This is a genomic window from Kitasatospora sp. NPDC034533 (assembly GCF_055575155.1).
This window is the reverse complement of the sequence record NZ_JBVITE010000080.1, coordinates 1-18,594: the sequence shown is the minus strand read 5'-3', so window position 1 is coordinate 18,594 and position 18,594 is coordinate 1. Positions and strand designations below refer to the sequence as shown.

The following is an 18,594-nucleotide window of genomic DNA, read 5'->3' as shown; positions in this document are numbered from 1 at the left end:
GACCCATGGACGATGCCGCCGGCCGTTCGCAGTGGCGGGTCCTGGTCGTCGACGACGAACCGGACCTGGTCGAGGTGGTCTGCGGGGCCGTCCGCTACGAGGGCTGGCAGGCGCGCGGCGTCACCACCGGCCTGGCCGCCGTGGAGGCCGCCGCGGCCTGGCGCCCGCACGCCGTGGTGCTCGACGTGATGCTGCCCGACCTCGACGGCCTGGAGGTGCTGCGCCGCGTCCACGCCGAGCAGCCCGAGGTACGGGTGCTCTTCCTCACCGCGCGGGACGCCGTCGAGGAACGGATCGCCGGCATCGCGGCCGGCGGCGACGACTACGTGACCAAGCCGTTCAGCCTGGCCGAGGTGGTCGTCCGGCTGCGCGGCCTGCTGCGCCGCGCCGCCCCGCCCGCCGCGACCCGGCAGCCGCCCCCGCACGCCCTGGTGCTCGGCGACCTCGTCCTGGACGAACGCGCCCGCGAGGTCACCCGGGGCGGGGAGACGATCGAACTCAGCCCGACCGAGTACGCGCTGCTCGCCCACCTGCTGCGCCACCCCCGGCAGGTGCTCAGCAAGGCGCAGATCCTGGACGCCGTCTGGTCGTACGACTTCGGCGGACAGGCGCACGTCGTGGAGCTGTACATCAGCTACCTGCGCAAGAAGGTGGACGCCGGCCGCAGCCCGATGATCCACACGGTGCGCGGCGCCGGGTACCTGATCAAGGCCGCGCCGTGAAGCTCCGTGACCGGCGTACTCCGCGTGCTCTGCGCGCCCGGCTGGTGCCGCGCACGCCGCGTGCGCTGCGCGCCCTGATGCCCCGCACGCCGCGCGCCCTGGTGCCCCGTACCCTGCGCGCCCGGCTGATCGCGGGCCTGCTGGTGCTGCTCGTCGTCACCTGCGCCGCCGTGGGCCTCGCCACCACCGCCGCGCTGCGCCACTTCCTGGTCGACCGCCTGGACCAGCAGCTCGCCGAGTCCGGCGGCCGCTACGCCGCGAGCCTGGAGCACACCGGCCAGGGCGGCGCCGGCCCCGACACCCGGGCCCAGACCCCCGGCACCCTCGGGGTCCGGCTGCTGGCCGGGGAGGTCACCGCCGCGGGCGTGGTCGACGGGGACGCCGACGACGTGGACGACCCCGGCGACGAGGACGACCGGATCGCCTTCACCCCCGCCCAGCAGCGGGCGCTGGCCGCGCTGCCCGCCGGCGGACCGGCCCGGACCGTCGACCTCGGCCGGACCCTGGGCCACTACCGGGTCCGCGCGGTCGCCGGACGCGACGGCGACGTGCTGGTCAGCGGCCTGCCGCTGCGCCCCGCCGAGGACACCGTCGAACGGCTGGAGACCCTGGAGCTCACCGTCTTCGCGATCGCCGTCGCCGCGGCGGGCACGGCCGGGGCCGTCTGGGTCGGCTTCTCGCTGCGCCCGCTGCGGCGGGTGGTGGGCATCGCCGAGCGGGTCAGCGCGCTGCCGCTCGCCAGCGGCGAGGTGATGCTCGCCGAACGCGTGCCGGACGACGACCCGCGGACCGAGGTCGGCCGGGTCGGCGCCGCACTCAACCGGATGCTCGGGCACGTCGGGGACGCGCTGGCCCGCCGGCACGCGGTGGAGGAGCGGCTGCGCGGCTTCGCCGCCGACGCCAGCCACGAGCTGCGCACCCCGGTCGCGGCGGTCCGCGGCCACGCCGAGCTGGCGCTGCGCCACCCCGGGCCGGTACCGGAGCCGGTGCGGCACTCGCTGGAGCGGATCGACGCCGAGGCGGTGCGGATGGGGGCGATCGTCGAGGACCTGCTGCTGCTCGCCCGGCTGGACGCCGGCCGCCCGCTGGCCGACGAGGAGGTGGACCTGACCCGGATCGCCCTCAACGCGGTGGCCGACGCCCGCGCCGCCGGACCGGAGCACCGCTGGCGGCTGGTGCTGCCCGAGGAGCCGGTGCTGGTGCGCGGCGACGAACACCGGCTGAGCCAGGTGACGGCCAACCTGCTGGCCAACGCCCGGACCCACACCCCGCCCGGCACCGAGGTCGGGCTGGGCCTGCGACGGGTGGGCGGTCGGGTCGAGTTGAGCGTCACGGACGACGGCCCGGGGATCGCGCCGGAGCTCGTCGACCGGGTCTTCGAGCGCTTCGTCCGGGGCGACCGGGCCCGCTCCCGCGCCACCGGCTCGACCGGGCTCGGCCTGGCGATCGTCCGTGCCGTCGTCCTGGCGCACGGCGGCACGGTGACGGTGGCGAGCCGGCCCGGTCGCACGGTGTTCACCGTCCGGCTGCCGTGACGGTGGCCGCGCGTTCGGTGGTCGCGCGTTCGGCGGTCGCCCGTTCGGTGGTCGCGCTCGCGGAGGCTGAGCCTCCGGTGGTCGCGTCGCCGGCGGTGCGGAAGCGCTGCCGGTAGTCGGTCGGCGTGGTGCCCAGACGGCGGCGGAAGGCGCGCACCAGGGTGTCGGTGGTGCCGAACCCGCAGGCGGTGGCGACGCGTTCGAGCGTCTCGTCGGTGGACTCCAGCCGGTGGCGGGCGAGTTCGACCCGGGCGGACTCCACGTAGGCGCTCGGGGTGGTGCCCAGTTCGGTCTTGAAGATCCGGGTCAACTGCCGTTCGCTGACGTGGGCGTGGGCCGCGAGGTCCGGGACGGTGAGCCGCTCGGAGAGGTTGCGCAGGATGTGGTGGCGCAGCTCCTCGATCCGCCGGGTGGTCGAGACGGGCTCCAGCGGCACGCTGAACTGGCTCTGGCCGCTGGGGCGTTTGAGGTACATGACGAGCTGGCGGGCGACCCGCAGCGCCAGCTCCTCGCCGAAGTCCTCGGCGACCAGCGCGAGCGAGAGGTCCAGGCAGGCGCTGATGCCCGCGCCCGTCCAGACCTCGCCCGCGCGGATGAAGATCGGGTCCGCGTCGACCTCGACCTCCGGGTGCTCGGCGGCGAGCTGGTGGGCCGTGGACCAGTGGGTGGTGGCGCGTCGGCCGTCCAGCAGGCCGGCGGCGGCGAGCAGATGGGCGCCGACGCAGACGCTGGCCACCCGGCGCGAGCGGGCGGCGAGCGCGCGGACCCGGGCGACCACCGCCGGGTCGGTGAGCGCGCGGACCCGGCGCTGGTCGTCCACCTCGACCGAGCCGGGCACCAGCAGGGTGTCGATCCGGCCGCGGGCGGCCCCGTCCACGGGGTCGTCGGCGGTGAGCTCGTCGAAGGTGGCGTCGGGCAGGATCCGCACGCCGGCCGCGGTGGTGACCGGCGCCGACGTCTCGGCGGCGAGCACGACCCGGTAGCCGGCCGCGTCGTCGGTCTCCCGGCGAACCAGGGAGAACACCTCGGGAGGCCCGGTCACGTCGAGCAGGTCCACGCCGTCGAACAGGACGATGACGACCAGCCGCGGCGCGGCCTGCGTTCGTACGGCCTGTGCCGTCACCGGTCCGGCCTGCCGCGGTGCGGCCTGCGTCGCTACGGCCTGCGTCGGCACGGGCCCCTCCCTCGATGTCGGAATCTGCATGTTAGACGACATTGCCGACACCGAAGCGCCGACCGTAGCGTTTCCGAGGCGGGCCACACCGGGTGTGACCTGCGCGAACCCCCTATCCGACGCTCGACCGTGAAGGCGGTACCCCATGCCCACGACCACCCTGCGCACCGTCATCGGCCTCGACCAGGAGCCCGCCGTGCTCGCCGACTCGACGCTGGTCCTGATCGACTACCAGAACACCTACGTGGGCGGCGTCATGGAACTGGACGGCTGGCGGCAGGCGCTCGACGCGGGCGCCGACCTGCTCGCCCGGGCCCGGGAGGCCGGTGCCACCGTCATCCACGTGATCAACGACGGCGGCGAGGGCTCCCCGTACGACATCCGCGCCGAGATCGGGCGGATCCACCCGAGCGTGGCCCCGGCCGAGGGCGAGCGGGTGGTGGTCAAGCAGGCCCCCGACTCCTTCGTCGGCACCGAGCTCGGGGACCTCCTCGACGCGGCCGGCCACCGGGACGTCGTGATCGCTGGCTTCATGACCCACATGTGCGTCGCCTTCACCACGGCCGGCGCCTTCCTGCGCGGCAACCGCCCGACCGTGGTGGCCTCCGCCTGCGCCACCCGGTCGCTGGAGTCGGCGGGCACCGAGCTGACCGCCGCCCAGGTCCACCGCGGCGCGCTGGCGACGATCGGCGACCTGTACGGGGTGGTGGTGGAGACCCCGGCCGATCTCGGCTGAGGCCGCGAGGCCCGGCCTACGCGCACCCGGATCGGGGGCCCGGCCCCGCGCTCCCGGATCGGGGGCGCACTGGGCGGGGCCGGATCGCCACCGATCCGCGCCCGCCTCGTTGACCAGGGGGCGCACGGTGTCGGCGGAGGCGGGGTACGGGCATGGCGGGGAACCGGACGGCGGCGGGGGTGGACGGTCCGCCGGAGCTGCGGGAGTCGTACCGGCTCTGCGAGCGGGAGGTGGCGGCCCACCTCGCCCTGCTGCGGGGGACCAGCGACGTGCTGCCTCCCGAGGTGCGGCCGTACCTCCACGCCGTCGGCGCCTTCTCCTCCCGCTCCGACCGGATCGCCAACGGCGCCGACAGCGGCGGCGGTGACGGAGGCGGCGCGGTCGACGCCACCGCCGGTGCGGCCGACGACCGGGAGCGCCGGTTCGCCCGCTGGCGGGCCGCCACCCTCGCCGAGCTGGCGGCCGGCCGCAGCGAGCACCCGCTGCGCCGGGCGTTCGTGGACACGGTGCTCCGCTGGGAACTGGACCCCGCCCTGGTCGAGGAGTTCCTGGACGCCACCCGGGCCGACGGCGCCCGCCCGCCGGTCTTCGAGACCAGCGCCGACCAGCGCCGTCACCTGCGGGGTGTCGCGGGGACGGTCACCGAGCTGTGGGCGCCGCTGCTGGGCGCGCCGGGCCCGCGGGCGGCGGGGGCACTGTCCGCGCTGGGGGAGGCCTGCCGGCTGGCCGACGTCCTGGAGGACCTCCCGCTCGACCTCGCGGCCGGCCGCTGCTACCTGCCCCGGGAGGACCTGCGCCGACTCGGCCTGACCGCCGCGGACCTGGCCGGCGATGTCGGCCAACTGCCCGCCCGGGAGGCTGCCCGGCAGGCCACCCGGCGGACCGCCCTGGACGAGCTGGTCGAGGGCCAGCGGGAGCAGCTGCACGGCCTGCTGGACCGGGCCCTGCCCGCCACCTGGCTCGCCGCCCCCGAGTGCCGCCCGTTCCTGCACGCCGTGCTGCTCGGCGCCCAGCTCCAGCACGACGAAGTGGCCCTGCTGCGCTCGCGCGTCCTGACCGAGGGCCTCACCCCGCTGAGCTCCGACGGCACCACCCCCCACCGCCGCGCCCGCCCCGCCCCGCCGGCCGCGGGGACACCCGCCCACGTCGCCGTGATCATGGACGGCAACCGCCGTTGGGCCGAGGCCCGGGACCTGCCCGCCGAGCAGGGCCACCAGGCCGGGCAGCGGGCCGCGCTGCGCCTGGTCAACGCGGCGCTGCGCCTGGGCATCCGGCATCTGAGCCTCTACGCGTTCTCCACCGAGAACTGGGAGCGCCCGCCCGAGGAGCTGACCGCGCTGTTCGACTCCATGGCCGACGGCATCGCCCGCAGTGCGGAGGGCCTGCACGCGCTCGGGGTGCGGATCCGCTGGTGCGGCCGGCGGGACCGGGTGGAGGAGTCGCTCGCCTCCGCGATCGCGCTGGTGGAGAGCCTGACCTCCAACAACGGCACGCTGACGTTGACGGTCTGCGTGGACTACGGCGGCCGGGAGGAACTGGCCGCCGCCGCAAGGGCGTTGGCCGAGGCGGCGGTGGCCGGCGAGATCCTCCCGGAGGCGATCGGCCCGGCCGACCTCGCCCGGCGCCTGTACGTCCCGGACCTCCCGGACGTCGACCTGCTGATCCGCACCTCCGGAGAGCAGCGGATCAGCAACTTCCTGCCCTGGCACCTCGCCTACGCCGAGCTGCTGTTCGACCCGACGCCGTGGCCCGACTACGACCTGGCCCGGCTGCGCGGAGCCGTCCGCGCCTACGCGGCCCGCGAACGGCGCTTCGGCGGGGCCGTCCCCGCCCAGTCCCGTGGGCCCCGCGAGCCGCGGCAGCCCTGAAGGCCCTCGGGCTCCGCCCAGGCCACGGCTACTGCTCGGCCGGCGGAGGCGTGTACGTCCCCTGGGCCGTGACGTACGCCAGCACCGTGTCCACGGTGACCGGGTGCGGGCCGAAGTTCGCGGTGTACGCGTCCACCGCCTCCTGAGTGGGGCGCAGCGGCACCCCGCTGAGCCGGACCTTCATCGGTTGCCCGGCCGGCACCGGCTCGGCCGTCAGCTTCCCCTCCGCCAGGCCGCAGTGGAGGGCCGAGCGGTGGCCCATCTCCGCCCCGCTGACCTCGCACCGGCCGGAGGCGAGGCTGTCCTTGATCGCACCGGCCACGTTCACCACCCGGTAGACGCCCTTGGACGTCCTGACGGAGACCCCGCCGTCCAGTGCTCCGTCGCCGTGCACCTTCGGCGGGTTCGCGAGGGACGGGTCGCCGGTGGCCGAGCGGATCGGCAGCCGTACGGCGGGGCCCCGGCGGTCCAGCACCACGCGCGCCGGGGCGACGACGTCCACCATCGCCTGGAAGCGGTCCAGTTGCGCCTGCGCCTCCGGTGTCCAGCGCACCTCCACCCAGCCGTCGGTGAGGGTGCCCAGTCGTCCGGCGCGGTCGGTGCCGCCGTCAACGGCACCGGCCGCGGTCCCAGTGAGCCACCCCAGCAGCGGGGTGGCCAGCGCCGCGCCCAGCAGCGACCGTCGCGTCGTGCTCATCGTCCCGATCCGTCCTTCCCGGACCGTCCGGCACGGCCCTGGGACGGATCATCCGTCCACAGACCGTCCTCGACGTCGGCCGGGCGGGCGAAACCACCCGTGTGGAGGGAGCGCGGAGCCGCCCCGGGTTGTTCGCCCGGGCGCACGAGCCCCCGGGCCCCGCCCCCCGCCGGGCGCCCGCCCCGGCACCCGGGCACCCCTCCGGGGCGCGGGTCGGCGAGCCGGCACCCGTCGGGCCCGCGAGCTGCCGGGCGACCTCCCCGCCGACGACCCGGACCCGGGCGATCGACCCCTGCCGGAGGCGGATCGCGCGACCGCGTTCGGCAGCCGTGCGGGGCCGGGAGCGGTCAGGACCCCAGGTAGCGCAGCACCGCCAGGACCCGCCGGTGGCCGTCCACGTCCACCGGCAGGTCGAGCTTGGCGAAGATGTTGCCGATGTGCTTGTTCACCGCCGCGTCGCTGATGAACAGTTCGGCCGCGAGCGTGGCGTTGGAGCGGCCCTGCGCCATCAGCGCCAGCACCTCCCGCTCGCGGGTGCTCAGGCGCGCCAGCGGATCGTGGCGCTGTCGGACCAGCTGCCGGACCACCTCCGGGTCCACCACCGTCCCGCCGCCGGCCACCCGTTCCAGGCCCGCCATGAAGTCCGCGACGGCGCCCACCCGCTCCTTCAGCAGGTAGCCGACGGACCGGCCGCCGTCCGATTCCAACAGCCGCATGGCATAGGACTGTTCGACGTACTGGCTGAGCACCACCACGGGCAGTCCGGGGAACTCCCGCCGCAGCTCGACGGCCGCTCGCAGCCCGTCGTCCCGGTTGCCCGGCGGCATCCGGACGTCCGTGACCACGAGGTCCGGCCGGTCGGCGCGCACAGCGGCGAGCAGGGCGTCCGCGTCGCCGACGGCCGCGAGGGCGTGGTGTCCGAAGCGGTGCAGCAGGCCGAGCAGCCCCTCGCGGATCAGGACGGCGTCCTCGGCGACGATCACCCGAAGCGGCACGGTATCTCCACGTGGAGCAGGGTCGGACCGCCGACCGGGCTGGACACCCGCATCCGGCCGTCGACGGCGGCCAGGCGGTCGGCCAGCCCGGTCAGTCCGCTGCCGCGCGCCGGGTCGGCACCGCCGCGTCCGTCGTCGGCGATCTCCAGGACGAGCAGGTCCGCGTGGTGGCGGCCGGACACCCGGGCGTGCCCGGCGCCGCTGTGGCGGGCGATGTTGGTCATGGCCTCGCTGATCAGGTAGTAGACACCGGTCTCCAGCTGCCGGGGCAGCCGGCCGGGAAGGTCCAGGTCCACGGTCACCGGGATCGGGAACCGGCCCGCCTGCTCCCGGACGGCGGCGGCCAGCCCGTGGTCGGCCAGCACCGGCGGGTTGAGGCCACGCACGATCCGGCGCAACTCCTCGTGGGCGGCGCCGAGTTGTTCCTGGGCGCGGGCCAGCTGGGGGCCGAGCGGTGAGTCCGGCGGGATGTCGAGCTGCATCAGGCCGAGCGTCATCCCCAGCGACACGAGCCGCTGCTGCGCGCCGTCGTGCAGGTCCCGTTCGATCCGCTCCCGCTCGGCGTCGAAGGCGTCCACCAGCCGCGCCCGGGAGGCCTTCACCTCGCGCAGCCGCGCTCCCAACTCCTCGTCGCGCGGTGCCAGCAGGGTGCGGGCGAGGGCGGCGCGGGCGCCCGCCCAGGAGGTCACCGTGTACGGCGAGGCGAGCAGCACCAGCGCCCCGAAGACCGACCACGGCCAGGTGGAGCCGTCGAGCGAGGCGAAGCAGAGCGCCGGCACCCCGAAGGAGAAGAGGAGCACCAGCAGGTCCAGCCACCACAGCGCGGCCGCCGAAACCAGGGTGAAGCCCAACTCGCGCCAGGTCACCGGTTCGGTAAGCCGGGTGGCCGCCCAGGCGCGCGGCCCCGGACCGTCCGGGGCCCGGTGCGGGTCCTCGGCCGGATCCTGGTCCACCAGCCGCAGCCGGTGCCGTTCGACGGACGCGACCGCGACCGCCGACAGCACCACCCCGACCAGCGGCGCCACCAGGACGACCCCCGCCACCAGCCCGGCGGCCAGCACCGGCAGCGCGGCGGCTCCCACCAGCACCCCGCTCGCCAGGTACGCCAGCGAGCGCCACGGCCATGGCGAGGCGAGGAAGCGCAACGGCCGTTGGGCCATCGCCTGCCATGCCGTTCTCGGACGCATGCGAAGAACGATAGTGCGGCGGCGGGGCGGGCGGGGTAGTGCAGGCACTACCTCGCCGGTAGGGCCCGGATCAGTGCCGCCGACCCGCGGGTTCGCTGGAATGCCCGACATGACGAACCATCGGGAACTCAGGACGGACGGCGGCCCGGCGGAGCCGCAGGGCACGGCGGAGCCGCGCGGGGTGGTGGAGTTGCACGGAGTCCGCAAGGTGCACGGCACCGGTGAGGGGGCGGTGGCCGCACTGGACGGGGTGACGCTCGGCTTCCCGCGCGGCACCCTGACCGCGATCATGGGGCCCTCCGGCTCCGGGAAGTCCACGTTGCTCCAGTGCGCCGCCGGTCTGGACCTTCCCACCGCCGGCCGGGTCGTGCTGGCCGGCCTCGACCTCGGCGCCCAGAGCGAGCGCCGGCGCACCGAACTGCGGCGCGAGCGGATCGGCTTCGTGTTCCAGGCGTACAACCTGGTCGAGTCGCTGACCGCCGCCCAGAACGTGGAACTGCCCTCGCGGTTCGCCGGCCGCCTCGCTGCGGGGCGGCCACGGGGGAGCGGCCGTACGGTCGACCGCGCGGAGGTGGCCGCCGCCCTGCGCGCCGTCGGGCTGGCCGAGCGCGCAGGCCACCGGCCGAGCCGGCTCTCCGGTGGCCAGCAGCAGCGCGTCGCCCTGGCCCGCGCGCTGGTCACCCGCCCCGACGTGCTCTTCGCCGACGAGCCCACCGGCGCGCTGGACACCCGTACCTCGGGCGAAGTCCTCGGTCTGCTGCGGCGGTTGGTGGACGAGCAGGGGCAGACCACGATCATGGTCACCCACGATCCGGCGGCCGCCGCCGTCGCCGACACCGTGGTCTTCCTCCAGGACGGCCGGATCGCCGACCGGCTGGACCTCGTGCGCACCGACCGCACAGGTCGAGCCGGTCGAGACGCCGACCGCGCCGCCGCCGTCGCTGCCCGCATGGCCCGACTGGAGGACTGATGCTGATCCTCGCCAACGTCCGCGAGCGCTGGTCGGGTTACCTCTCCTGCTGGCTCGCCGTCCTGGTCGGCGTGGCACTGATCTCGGCCACCCTGACCATCCACGAATCCGCCCGGCCCGCCGTTCAGCCCCGCCTTGCCGCCGCAGCCGCACTGGTGCTCCCTCCGCAGGCCGCCGACCGGGGCGGCAGCCCCAAGGACCGCGTCCCGTGGAGCCCCGACGAGGCGGCGGCGCTGACCGACCGTCTGCGCACGGTGCCCGGCGCGGCGGCCGTCGTGGTGGACCGCGCCTTCTACGCCCAGGCCGTCCGGGACGGCCGGCCGGTTCCCGACGAGGCCGCGGCCGAAGCCGGGCACGGTTGGTCCTCGGCCCGCCTGGCGCCCTACCGGTTGCTCACCGGCCGCGCCCCCACCACCCCCGACGAGGTGGTGGTCGACGACTCCCTCGGTGTCCCGGCCGGCAGCCGGCTGACCGTCAACCTGACGGCCGGGCGCACCGAGTTCACCGTCGTCGGCACCGTGGACGGCCCCGGCTACTACCTCACCGACGCCGCCGCCGCGCAGCGCGACCCGGGCGTCCGCACGATCGCCCTGCTGACCGCCCCCGACACCCCGGCCGCCCGACTGGCCGCGGCGGCCCGTACGGCCGTCGGCGACCGGGCGACGGTGGCCACCGGCGACGAGCGCGCCACGCTCCAGCCCCGCCACGTCGAACACCGGCGCTTCCTCGGCACCCAGCTGATCGCCGCGCTCGCCACCCTGGCCCTGTTCACCACCGGCTTCGTGGTCGCCTCGATGCTCGCCCTCGCCACCGGACTGCGACGGCGTGAACTCGGCCTGTTGCGCACCCTCGGCGCCACCCCGGGCCGACTGCGCCGGATGGTCCTGGGCGAGGCGGCGGTGGTCGGCCTGCTGGGCTCGGCGGCCGGCTGCCTCGCCGGGCTGGCCGGTGCGCCGTTGCTCCGGGACGCCCTGCTGCGCCTGGACGTCGCCCCACCGGGCCTCGCGATCCGGGTGACGGCCTGGCCGCTGCTGAGCGCCGCCGCGCTCGGCACCGGCGTCAGCGTGCTCGGCGCCTGGGCGGCGAGCCGGCCCGCCGTCAGGGTCGCGCCGCTGGAGGCGTTGCGTGAAAGCCCTGCGGAGGAAGGGGCGTCGAGCCGCGCCCGGCTGCTCGGCGGACTGGCGGTGCTCGGCCTCGGCGTCGCGTGCGCGGTGCTCACCGCCACCGCCGCCGCGGACCGCCGGGTCGACCTCGCGATCACCGCGACCATGGTGCTGATCGTCGCGGCCGCACTGCTCGCCCCGGTCCTGGTCGGGCCGGCGGGCAGGGTGCTGACCGCACCGATTCGGCGGCTCGGCACCGCCGGCCCGCTGCTGCTGCGAGCCGAACTGACGGCCGGCGCCCGCCGGGCCGCGGTCGTCGCGGCGCCGGTCATCGCGGCGGTCGGCTTCGCGGTGCTGCTCAGCGGCGCGGTGGAGACGATGCGGGCGGCCTACCCGGCCGGCCAGGCCCTTCGGCTCGCCGGCCAGGCGATCGTCACCAACGACGGCACCCCCGGGCTCACCGACGAGGTCGTCGCCGCCCACCCGGTCGGCAAGGCCGCCCTGCCGACCCGCGCCTTCGTCCGGCGCGCCGACGGGACGACCGCCGTGATCGACGCCCTCGGCTCCCGCGACCCGGCCTGGAGCCGACCCGGCGAGGCGGTCCTCGGGGCATCCCTGGCGAAGTGGCTCGGCGTGACGGAGGGACAGCAGTACCCGGTCCGCTTCGCGGACGGCGCCACCGTCCCGCTGCGCATCGCCGGGATCCTGCCGGACGATCCGGCCCGCGGTGACTTCGTCCTCGCCCGGAGCATGATCCGCGGCCACGATCCGGCCGCGCTGGGCGACGACCTCTTCGTCCCGGCCGAGACGAAACCGGTGGCGGTCGTCCCCGGCACGGCCGTCCACGACGCCGTCCGCTACGCCCTGGACGACTACGACACCGACGCCCGGCTGACCGACAGCCTCTCGGCCATGCTGATCGCCGTCGCCGTCGGCTACAGCGCGATCGCCACCGCCAACAGCACCGCCCTGGCCGTCCACGGCCGCCGCCGCGACCTCGCCGTGCTGCGTTCGACCGGAGGGACCACACGCCAACTGGTCCTCCTCGCGGCGGCCGAAGCCGCCCTGGTGACCGTCACCGGCACGCTGCTCGGCCTGCTGGCCACCATTCCGCCCCTGGCCGGCCTCGCCTCCGGCCTCTCCCAGACCACCGGGGCCCGAGTCGCCCTGCATCTCGACCCGGCCACCCTGGCGTCGGTCGGGTGCGCGTGCCTGCTGTTGGCGGTCGTGACGAGTGCGGTGGTGACGTGGCGTTCGCTGCGCCGGCTGTGAGGGGGCGCGCCTGGCGGCTGGGTAGCCCCTCCGCCGCGCGGCCCTCAGCGGTCCGGCGTCCGGCGGGGTTGGGGTGGGAGGGGGAGGGTGAGGGACTCGGGGGAGGCGGGTGGGAGGGCGAGGGCGGAGGCGGTCTCGGCGGGGAGGGGGTGGAGGCCGAGGAGGGCGGTGGTGAGGCGGGTGGTGGCGCGGTGCCAGTCGGGGATGCGCTGGAGCATGGCGTGGCCGCTGCCGGTGACGGTGTAGCCGCAGACCCGGGCGCCCGCGGCGCGGCTGCGGGCGGCGAAGGCGTGGGTGTCGGCGGGCGGGGTGATGGTGTCGCGGTCGCCGTGCAGCATCAGGACCGTGCGCCCGGCGAGCTGGTCGCACGGGTCCTCGGCCGGGCACCACGGCGCGAGGGCGACCAGACCGGTGACGGACGGGTGGCCGCCGGCCCGGAGCGCGGCGCGCCCGCCCATCGAGTGGCCGATCAGGACGGTCGGCACCGGCCCGAGCAGCGCGGTCAGTTCGTCGAGTGCGGCGGTCGCGTCCCGGGCGGCGTCGGCCCGCTCGCCGTTCCAGCCGCGGTGCCGGTAGCGGACGGTCCCGATGGCGATCCCGGCGCCGGCGGTCGCCCTGGTCAGGCCGCGCAGGAAGCCGTGCATCCGCAGCAGCGGGAGGTTGAGGCGCCCGGGCCGGGCGAGGTTGTGCTCCTCGCCGCCGTGCAGCACCAGGACGGCGGCCCGCGCCGCGTCCGGCCGCACCCGCCAGTGCAGCGCCCGGTGGTCCACCGCGCGCTCCGCCGCCGTACTGCCCGCCGCACCGCTCGCCGTCGTGCCGCTCACCGTTCGCACCGTCCCGTCCGCCCCGCCCCGTGGCCCGTCCCCGGACCGCCACTGTACGCGCGCGGACGGCCGGAGGGTTCACCCGAGGGGACCATCCCGGACACCGGGCGCGCGCGGCCGGACCGGGCGCCTGCTATCCACGAAGTGGGGGTCCGTGGTGCCCGTTCGTGGCGCCGCTTCGTCGAGTGGAGGACTCCGTGGCTCAGCAGCTCGCACTGTCCGTCGACTTCGGATCGGGCTTCACCGAGGCCTGGGCGAAGATCGCCAAGTTCATCCCGCAGTTCATCGCCTTCCTGGCGATCCTGGTCATCGGCTGGTTCGTGGCCAAGGCGATCGCCAAGGTGCTCGACCGGGTGCTGCGCCGGCTCGGCTCGGAGCGGGTCGCGGAGCGCTCCGGGATGGCCGCCCGCCTGTCCGGTTCCAAGTACGACATGACCGGCATCATTTCCAAGGCCGTCTACTACATCATCCTGCTGATGGCCCTGCAGCTGGCGTTCGGCGTCTTCGGCCCGAACCCGATCAGCACGATGATCCACGGCATCGTCGCCTGGCTGCCGCGGGGCATCGTCGCCGTCGCGATCGTGGTGATCGCCATGGCCATCGCCAACGGCGTGCGCGACATCGTGGGCAGCTCCCTCTCCGGTGCCTCCTACGGCCGGACGGTCTCGACCCTGGTCTGGGCGTTCATCGTCGGCCTCGGCGTGATCGCGGCGCTGGGCCAGGCCGGGATCGCCACCGCGATCACCGGACCGGTGCTGATCGCGGTGCTCGCCGCCATCGTCGGCGTGCTGGTGGTCGGTGTCGGCGGCGGCCTGATCCTGCCGATGCGCCAGCGCTGGGAGCGGTGGCTGGACGGCGCCGAGCGGGAGACGGCCCGGCTGCGCGGCAGCGCCTACCAGGCCGGACGCTCCGACGTGCTGTCCAACCAGCCGGTCCGGCCGACCACCCAGACCGGTCCGGGCACCCCGCCCGCCCCGGGCATCGAGGGCGACGAGCTCCGGTAACCCCGGGGCCCGCACCTCCCGAGGAGCTCCCGGCGACCCGGGAGCTCACGCCTCCAGCAGGCCCTGCTCGCGCACCAGCCAGCAGATCGCGGTGAGCCGGATCACGGCGTAGTCGTAGCCGACCGGCTCCCGCCAGCCGATCTCGGCGAGCGCGTCCAGGAAGCCCAGTGCGTAGTCCGACAACTCCTCACGATCCAGGGGCCGGGGCGCGAGCTCCGGCCCCTGCGCGTACAGCAGCTCCCGCAGCATCGCCGCGTGCTGGTCGACCGCCGCGACGAAACCGGGCTCGAAGGCGAACTCGGCCAACCGGGGCGTGAACGCCGTCACGATGCCGGGCAGCGGACAGCCCGCAGGCTCGTCGGGGGAACGCCGGAAGGAATCGTCGGAGGTCGCGAACATCCGTCCACCGTAGGCGAGCCCCGGAGCGGGAACGGACGCCCGTGACGCTTCCGTGCTGAGACCTTGGCCACCCCGCACGCCCGGCGGGAACGCTCCGTGGCCCGGCGGATCCGCTGCGCCCACCGGGTGGTCCGTACCACAATGGCCGGCATGGATCTCCGCATCTTCACCGAACCCCAGCAGGGCGCGAGCTACGACACCCTCCTCAGGGTCGCCCGCACCGCCGAGCAGCTCGGCGCGTTCAGCGCGTTCTTCCGCTCCGACCACTACCTGAAGATGGGAGGCGCCTCCGGGCTGCCCGGGCCCACCGACGCCTGGATCACGCTGGCCGGCCTCGCCCGCGACACCAGCACCATCCGGCTGGGCACCCTGATGACGGCCGCCACCTTCCGGCTGCCGGGCGTCACCGCGATCCAGGTCGCCCAGGTGGACGCGATGAGCGGCGGCCGGGTCGAGTTCGGCCTCGGCGCCGGGTGGTACGAGGCCGAGCACACCGCCTACGGCATCCCCTTCCCGAAGGAGAAGTTCGGGCGGCTGGAGGAGCAGCTGGCGATCATCACCGGCCTGTGGAACACCAAGCTCGGTGACACCTTCGACTTCGCCGGGGAGTACTACACGCTGGCCGACTCGCCGGCGCTGCCCAAGCCCGCCCAGGAGCACGTCCCGGTGCTGGTCGGCGGACACGGCCCCCGGCGCACCCCGGCCCTGGCCGCCCGCTTCGCCGACGAGTTCAACCTGCCGTTCGCCTCGACGGACGCCACCGCCGAGCAGTTCGGCCGGGTCCGCGCCGCCGTCGAGGGGGCCGGGCGTTCGGCCGACGACCTGGTCTACTCCAACGCGCTGGTGGCCTGCGTCGGCCGGGACGACGCCGAGGTGGCCCGCCGGGCCGCCGTGATCGGCCGCGACGTGGCGGAGCTGAAGGAGAACGGGCTGGCCGGCACCCCGGACGAGGTGGTCGAGAAGATCGGCCGGTACGCGGCCGTCGGCAGTGAGCGGATCTACCTCCAGATCCTCGACCTGGACGACCTGGACCACCTGGAGCTGATCGCCTCCCGGATCGCCCCCCAGCTCGGCTGAGCTCGGCCCACGGCTCGGCTGAGCTCGCCCCGCAGCCCACCCGGCGGCCCGCGCCGGGTGGGCTCACGCGCTCCGGGCCCGCCCTTTACTCGTTCTTGGGATTGCGCCATGCTCCAGGAGGGGGCGGCGGAGGGAACGGCGGGGGAGACCGGGTGCGCGGAGCGAGAACGGTGCCGGCGGCGGCGCCCCAGGTGCCGCCGCCGCGCCCCGCAGGGGAGAGCGGCGTGCTGTCCGTGCCGCGGGACCGGCCTTCCCGGTTCGAGCTGCGCGGCCCCGGACCGGCCGTGCTGCGTTACCCCGCCGGGGACCTGCTGGTCGTCACCGGGCTGCCCGGCAGCGGCAAGAGCACCCTGATGCGGCGCTGCGTCCGCGCCCCGCTGATCGACTCCCAACTGGTCCGCGAGCAGTACGCGGCCCGGTTGCCCGAGCGGCTGCCGTACGCGTTCTACCGGCCGCTCGCCCGGCTGGCCCACTACCGGCGGCTGCGCCGCGCCGTGCTGGACGGCGGGCCGCTCGCCGTGCACGACTGCGGGACCCAGCCCTGGGTGCGGCGCCGGCTGGTCCGTGCCGCCGCCCGGCAGGGCCGCCGGGTGCACCTGCTGCTGCTCGACGCCGATCCGGCCGAGGCACTCGACGGGCAGCGGCGGCGCGGGCGCGGCGTCTCGCGCTACGCCTTCGCACGGCACCGGGCGGTGGTGGCCCGGCTGCGCCGCCGGATCCTGGAGGCCGGACGGCTGCCGGCCGGCTGTGCGTCGGCCGTGGTACTCGACCGGGCCGCCGCGCGCGCCCTGCGGGAGATCGACTTCACCGCGTCGTAGTCTCGGCGAATCCGCGCCGGGCGCCACCGGCGGGTCTGGCCGGAGCGGGCCCGGGGCGCGGCCGAGACCCCGTCAACTCCCCCCGACAGGAGCGCAGATGCGCCGTACTGCCCGGGTGCGCTCGCGTGCCCCCCGTCTGTTCCCCTGCGCCGCCGCGCTGGTCGCCGCGGCCGGACTGAGCCAGTTCGCCGCACCGCCCGCGCACCGCGCCGTCGTCGCTCCGGCCGCCGTGTGCGAGGACGGCACCGGTGCGGCGGGCGGCGCGGCCCGGCTGCCGGCCGGCAGCCGGGCGGGGCGGGACCCGAACGAGGTGAGCGCCGAGGAGGCCCGGGCGATGCAGGCCGACCTCGACGCCCGGCTCGCCGAGCTCGGCACCGCACGGGTCCGGGCCCTCACCCCGACCACCGTCCCGGTATACGTTCACGTGGTCCACTCCGGTGACGACGGGCGGCTGGACCAGGGCGCCGTCACGGCCCAGATCGATCACCTCAACGCCAGTTACGGTGGCCGGGGCGAGGGCAACACCGCGAGCACCTTCCACTTCGAGCTGGTCGGCACCGACTGGACCGACAACGCCTCCTGGTACACCGGCATGACCCCCGGCTCGGTCGCCGAGCAGCAGATGAAGACCGCCCTGCGCAAGGGCGACCAGGGCACCCTCAATCTCTACACGGTCCTGCCCGGCGACTCCCTGCTCGGCTGGTCGACCTTCCCGAACGCGTACCGGGCGGACCCGGTCCAGGACGGCGTGGTGGTGCTGGACGCCTCGCTGCCGGGCGGCTCCGCCACCCACTACGACGAGGGCAACACCGCGACCCACGAGATCGGCCACTGGCTCGGCCTCTTCCACACCTTCCAGAACGGCTGCCAAGCCCCGGGCGACTACGTGGACGACACCCCGCCCGAGCGCACCGCCGCCTCCGGCTGCCCCGAGGGCCGCCACAGCTGCTCCGGCCCGGGGCTGGACCCGATCCACAACTTCATGGACTACAGCTACGACTCCTGCATGACCCAGTTCACCCCGGGGCAGGTCCAGCGCATGGCCAACTCCTGGGCCGCCTACCGCAGTTGACGACCACCGCCGCGATCCGGTGGCTCAGCAGAAGACGACCAGGTAGAGCAGCCGCCGACCGCCGGAGGCGCGGAACTCGTACGCCAGGTACTCCAGGGCGGTGGCCGAGAGCCAGGCGGCCGGGCGCTCCTCGGCGGTGAGCAGGGCCGGCACGTAGTGGCCCGGGGACGTCTCGTCCAGCCGGCCCCACCGGCCCAGCGACATCTCCTCGGCCTCGGCCGCCAGCCGCTCGGCCAGCCGCCGGTCCACCGGCCCGCGGGCCAGCCGCCAGTAGCGGCCCCCGGCGTCCACGAAGCCGCCCGAGGCGACCGGGTCGTGCAGTTCCCACGGCACGCCCGCGTCCTCCTTCGGCGGCAGGGCGGCCAGGACCTCGGCGAAGCCGCCGGGACGGCGGCGGGGCTTGCTCGGCATCCGGCCAGTCTCCCAGGCCCGGGCGCCGGTCGCACTGGAATTGAATGCGGTGGGCGGCTTCCGGCGTGGCAGATACCGAGCGTTTGTCCGATTTGATCTATGTTCTGAGGGTCGGTACCGATCAGGAGCAACCGAAGGAGCAAGGCATGAGTGCCAATCCCCGGATCGTCGTCGGCGTGGACGGCTCGCCCGCCTCGGAGCAGGCGCTGAGCTGGGCGATCGACTACGCGCGGGCCGTCGGCGGGACGATCCACGCGATCGCCGCCTGGGAGTACCCGGCCTTCTACGGCTGGGCCGGACAGGGCGTGCCGACCGTCGAGACCTTCAACCCCGAGGAGATCGCCGAGAAGACCCTCACCGACACCGTCGTCAAGGTGGCCGGTGACGACGCGGGCGTGCGGATCACGGAGAGCGTGACGCCCGGCAACGCCGCCCGGGTGCTGCTGGAGGCCGCCAAGGGCGCCGCGCTGCTCGTCGTCGGCAGCCGCGGCCTGGGCGGTTTCTCCGGTGTGCTGCTCGGCTCGGTCAGCCGCCACCTCACCGAGCACGCGCCCTGCCCCGTGGTCGTCGTGCGCGAGGCCCACGGCGACGCGGAGGAGCCGAAGTAGTCGCGGCGGGGGGGGGGGGGGGGGGGGGGGGGGGGGGGGGGAAGAGCACCCCCACCCCCCCCCCCACAACAGAGAGAGAAACAACCAACAACACAGGTTCCCTTGATGGGAGAGAGTGGCCA

At 75.6% G+C, this 18,594-nt stretch carries 18 protein-coding genes; 11 read left to right on the top strand and 7 right to left on the bottom strand.

The genetic code is table 11. The features are described from left to right. Positions 1-5 precede the first annotated feature (5 nt). Together ACZ55U_RS34840 and ACZ55U_RS34835 are read left to right on the top strand one after the other, a co-directional pair. Positions 6-722 (top strand): response regulator transcription factor, encoded by a 717-nt coding sequence (locus ACZ55U_RS34840; RefSeq protein WP_465532829.1) that lies wholly within the window; start codon positions 6-8, stop codon positions 720-722. Between the two features lie 77 nt (positions 723-799). Beyond that, complete coding sequence (locus ACZ55U_RS34835; RefSeq protein WP_465532849.1) at positions 800-2,257, top strand: sensor histidine kinase; 1,458 nt, start codon at positions 800-802, stop codon at positions 2,255-2,257. Here the strand turns inward: ACZ55U_RS34835 and ACZ55U_RS34830 are convergent. Next, entirely contained in the window at positions 2,238-3,380 is a 1,143-nt protein-coding gene (locus ACZ55U_RS34830) for a GlxA family transcriptional regulator (protein WP_465532847.1), read from the bottom strand. The two genes, ACZ55U_RS34835 and ACZ55U_RS34830, sit on opposite strands and share 20 nt — an antisense overlap. A gap of 196 nt (positions 3,381-3,576) precedes the next feature. Here ACZ55U_RS34830 and ACZ55U_RS34825 point away from each other — a divergent pair, with 196 nt between their 5' ends. Then, on the top strand, positions 3,577-4,167 hold the full coding sequence (locus tag ACZ55U_RS34825) for a cysteine hydrolase family protein (RefSeq protein WP_465532827.1): 591 nt from the start codon (positions 3,577-3,579) through the stop codon (positions 4,165-4,167). A gap of 152 nt (positions 4,168-4,319) precedes the next feature. Beyond that, the gene (uppS, locus tag ACZ55U_RS34820) at positions 4,320-6,035 is read left to right on the top strand and encodes a polyprenyl diphosphate synthase (RefSeq protein ID WP_465532825.1); all 1,716 of its coding nucleotides are present in this window, start codon (positions 4,320-4,322) and stop codon (positions 6,033-6,035) included. A 28-nt stretch (positions 6,036-6,063) separates the two neighbouring features. Here the strand turns inward: uppS and ACZ55U_RS34815 are convergent, their stop codons facing one another. The 3 genes from ACZ55U_RS34815 to ACZ55U_RS34805 form a co-directional block, all read right to left on the bottom strand. After that, positions 6,064-6,732 carry a hypothetical protein gene (locus ACZ55U_RS34815; RefSeq protein WP_465532823.1) on the bottom strand — a complete coding sequence of 223 codons (669 nt, stop codon included), beginning with the start codon at positions 6,730-6,732 and terminating at the stop codon, positions 6,064-6,066. A gap of 347 nt (positions 6,733-7,079) precedes the next feature. Further along, a complete protein-coding gene (locus ACZ55U_RS34810; RefSeq protein WP_465532821.1) occupies positions 7,080-7,727 on the bottom strand; it encodes a response regulator in 648 nt (215 codons plus the stop codon). Beyond that, a complete protein-coding gene (locus tag ACZ55U_RS34805) occupies positions 7,712-8,914 on the bottom strand; it encodes a sensor histidine kinase (RefSeq protein WP_465532819.1) in 1,203 nt (400 codons plus the stop codon). Before ACZ55U_RS34805 ends, ACZ55U_RS34810 begins: the two co-directional genes overlap by 16 nt. Before the next feature lie 109 nt (positions 8,915-9,023). On the opposite strand from ACZ55U_RS34805, the gene ACZ55U_RS34800 reads away from it, so the two are divergent. Beyond that, positions 9,024-9,884, top strand: a complete 861-nt coding sequence (locus tag ACZ55U_RS34800; protein ID WP_465532817.1) for an ABC transporter ATP-binding protein — start codon at positions 9,024-9,026, stop codon at positions 9,882-9,884. Then, positions 9,884-12,259: an ABC transporter permease gene (locus ACZ55U_RS34795; protein ID WP_465532815.1), complete on the top strand. Its 2,376-nt coding sequence runs from the start codon at positions 9,884-9,886 to the stop codon at positions 12,257-12,259. The genes ACZ55U_RS34800 and ACZ55U_RS34795 overlap by 1 nt, the downstream gene beginning before the upstream one ends. A gap of 44 nt (positions 12,260-12,303) precedes the next feature. Here the strand turns inward: ACZ55U_RS34795 and ACZ55U_RS34790 are convergent, their stop codons facing one another. Then, positions 12,304-13,083 carry an alpha/beta hydrolase gene (locus ACZ55U_RS34790; RefSeq protein ID WP_465532813.1) on the bottom strand — a complete coding sequence of 260 codons (780 nt, stop codon included), beginning with the start codon at positions 13,081-13,083 and terminating at the stop codon, positions 12,304-12,306. 197 nt (positions 13,084-13,280) lie between these two features. On the opposite strand from ACZ55U_RS34790, the gene ACZ55U_RS34785 reads away from it, so the two are divergent. After that, positions 13,281-14,087, top strand: coding sequence for a mechanosensitive ion channel family protein (locus tag ACZ55U_RS34785; protein WP_465532811.1), 807 nt, complete (start codon positions 13,281-13,283; stop codon positions 14,085-14,087). 45 nt (positions 14,088-14,132) lie between these two features. Here the strand turns inward: ACZ55U_RS34785 and ACZ55U_RS34780 are convergent, their stop codons facing one another. Continuing rightward, positions 14,133-14,486 (bottom strand): DUF6401 family natural product biosynthesis protein, encoded by a 354-nt coding sequence (locus ACZ55U_RS34780; RefSeq protein WP_465532809.1) that lies wholly within the window; start codon positions 14,484-14,486, stop codon positions 14,133-14,135. 150 nt (positions 14,487-14,636) lie between these two features. Between ACZ55U_RS34780 and ACZ55U_RS34775 the strand changes: the two genes are divergently transcribed. From ACZ55U_RS34775 to ACZ55U_RS34765, 3 genes are all read left to right on the top strand, one after another. Continuing rightward, positions 14,637-15,563, top strand: a complete 927-nt coding sequence (locus ACZ55U_RS34775) for an LLM class F420-dependent oxidoreductase (RefSeq protein WP_465532807.1) — start codon at positions 14,637-14,639, stop codon at positions 15,561-15,563. Between the two features lie 224 nt (positions 15,564-15,787). Next, the gene (locus ACZ55U_RS34770; protein ID WP_465532805.1) at positions 15,788-16,381 is read left to right on the top strand and encodes an AAA family ATPase; all 594 of its coding nucleotides are present in this window, start codon (positions 15,788-15,790) and stop codon (positions 16,379-16,381) included. Positions 16,382-16,478: 97 nt separating this feature from the next. Continuing rightward, complete coding sequence (locus tag ACZ55U_RS34765) at positions 16,479-17,453, top strand: zinc metalloprotease (RefSeq protein ID WP_465532803.1); 975 nt, start codon at positions 16,479-16,481, stop codon at positions 17,451-17,453. A gap of 24 nt (positions 17,454-17,477) precedes the next feature. Here ACZ55U_RS34765 and ACZ55U_RS34760 read toward each other — a convergent pair whose 3' ends face one another. Next, positions 17,478-17,864, bottom strand: coding sequence for a hypothetical protein (locus tag ACZ55U_RS34760; RefSeq protein ID WP_465532802.1), 387 nt, complete (start codon positions 17,862-17,864; stop codon positions 17,478-17,480). Positions 17,865-18,010: 146 nt separating this feature from the next. Here ACZ55U_RS34760 and ACZ55U_RS34755 point away from each other — a divergent pair, with 146 nt between their 5' ends. Beyond that, positions 18,011-18,472, top strand: a complete 462-nt coding sequence (locus ACZ55U_RS34755; RefSeq protein ID WP_465532801.1) for a universal stress protein — start codon at positions 18,011-18,013, stop codon at positions 18,470-18,472. The last annotated feature ends 122 nt before the right edge of the window (positions 18,473-18,594 follow it).

What these genes read in the sequence shown, in the direction of transcription:
- ACZ55U_RS34840 (WP_465532829.1), top strand. Translation starts at nt 6, where the DNA reads ATGGACGATGCCGCCGGCCGTTCGCAGTGGCGGGTCCTGGTCGTCGAC.
- ACZ55U_RS34835 (WP_465532849.1), top strand. Translation starts at nt 800, where the DNA reads ATGCCCCGCACGCCGCGCGCCCTGGTGCCCCGTACCCTGCGCGCCCGG.
- ACZ55U_RS34825 (WP_465532827.1), top strand. Translation starts at nt 3,577, where the DNA reads ATGCCCACGACCACCCTGCGCACCGTCATCGGCCTCGACCAGGAGCCC.
- uppS (WP_465532825.1), top strand. Translation starts at nt 4,320, where the DNA reads ATGGCGGGGAACCGGACGGCGGCGGGGGTGGACGGTCCGCCGGAGCTG.
- ACZ55U_RS34815 (WP_465532823.1), bottom strand. Translation starts at nt 6,732, where the DNA reads ATGAGCACGACGCGACGGTCGCTGCTGGGCGCGGCGCTGGCCACCCCG.
- ACZ55U_RS34805 (WP_465532819.1), bottom strand. Translation starts at nt 8,914, where the DNA reads ATGCGTCCGAGAACGGCATGGCAGGCGATGGCCCAACGGCCGTTGCGC.
- ACZ55U_RS34800 (WP_465532817.1), top strand. Translation starts at nt 9,024, where the DNA reads ATGACGAACCATCGGGAACTCAGGACGGACGGCGGCCCGGCGGAGCCG.
- ACZ55U_RS34795 (WP_465532815.1), top strand. Translation starts at nt 9,884, where the DNA reads ATGCTGATCCTCGCCAACGTCCGCGAGCGCTGGTCGGGTTACCTCTCC.
- ACZ55U_RS34780 (WP_465532809.1), bottom strand. Translation starts at nt 14,486, where the DNA reads ATGTTCGCGACCTCCGACGATTCCTTCCGGCGTTCCCCCGACGAGCCT.
- ACZ55U_RS34775 (WP_465532807.1), top strand. Translation starts at nt 14,637, where the DNA reads ATGGATCTCCGCATCTTCACCGAACCCCAGCAGGGCGCGAGCTACGAC.
- ACZ55U_RS34765 (WP_465532803.1), top strand. Translation starts at nt 16,479, where the DNA reads ATGCGCCGTACTGCCCGGGTGCGCTCGCGTGCCCCCCGTCTGTTCCCC.
- ACZ55U_RS34760 (WP_465532802.1), bottom strand. Translation starts at nt 17,864, where the DNA reads ATGCCGAGCAAGCCCCGCCGCCGTCCCGGCGGCTTCGCCGAGGTCCTG.
- ACZ55U_RS34755 (WP_465532801.1), top strand. Translation starts at nt 18,011, where the DNA reads ATGAGTGCCAATCCCCGGATCGTCGTCGGCGTGGACGGCTCGCCCGCC.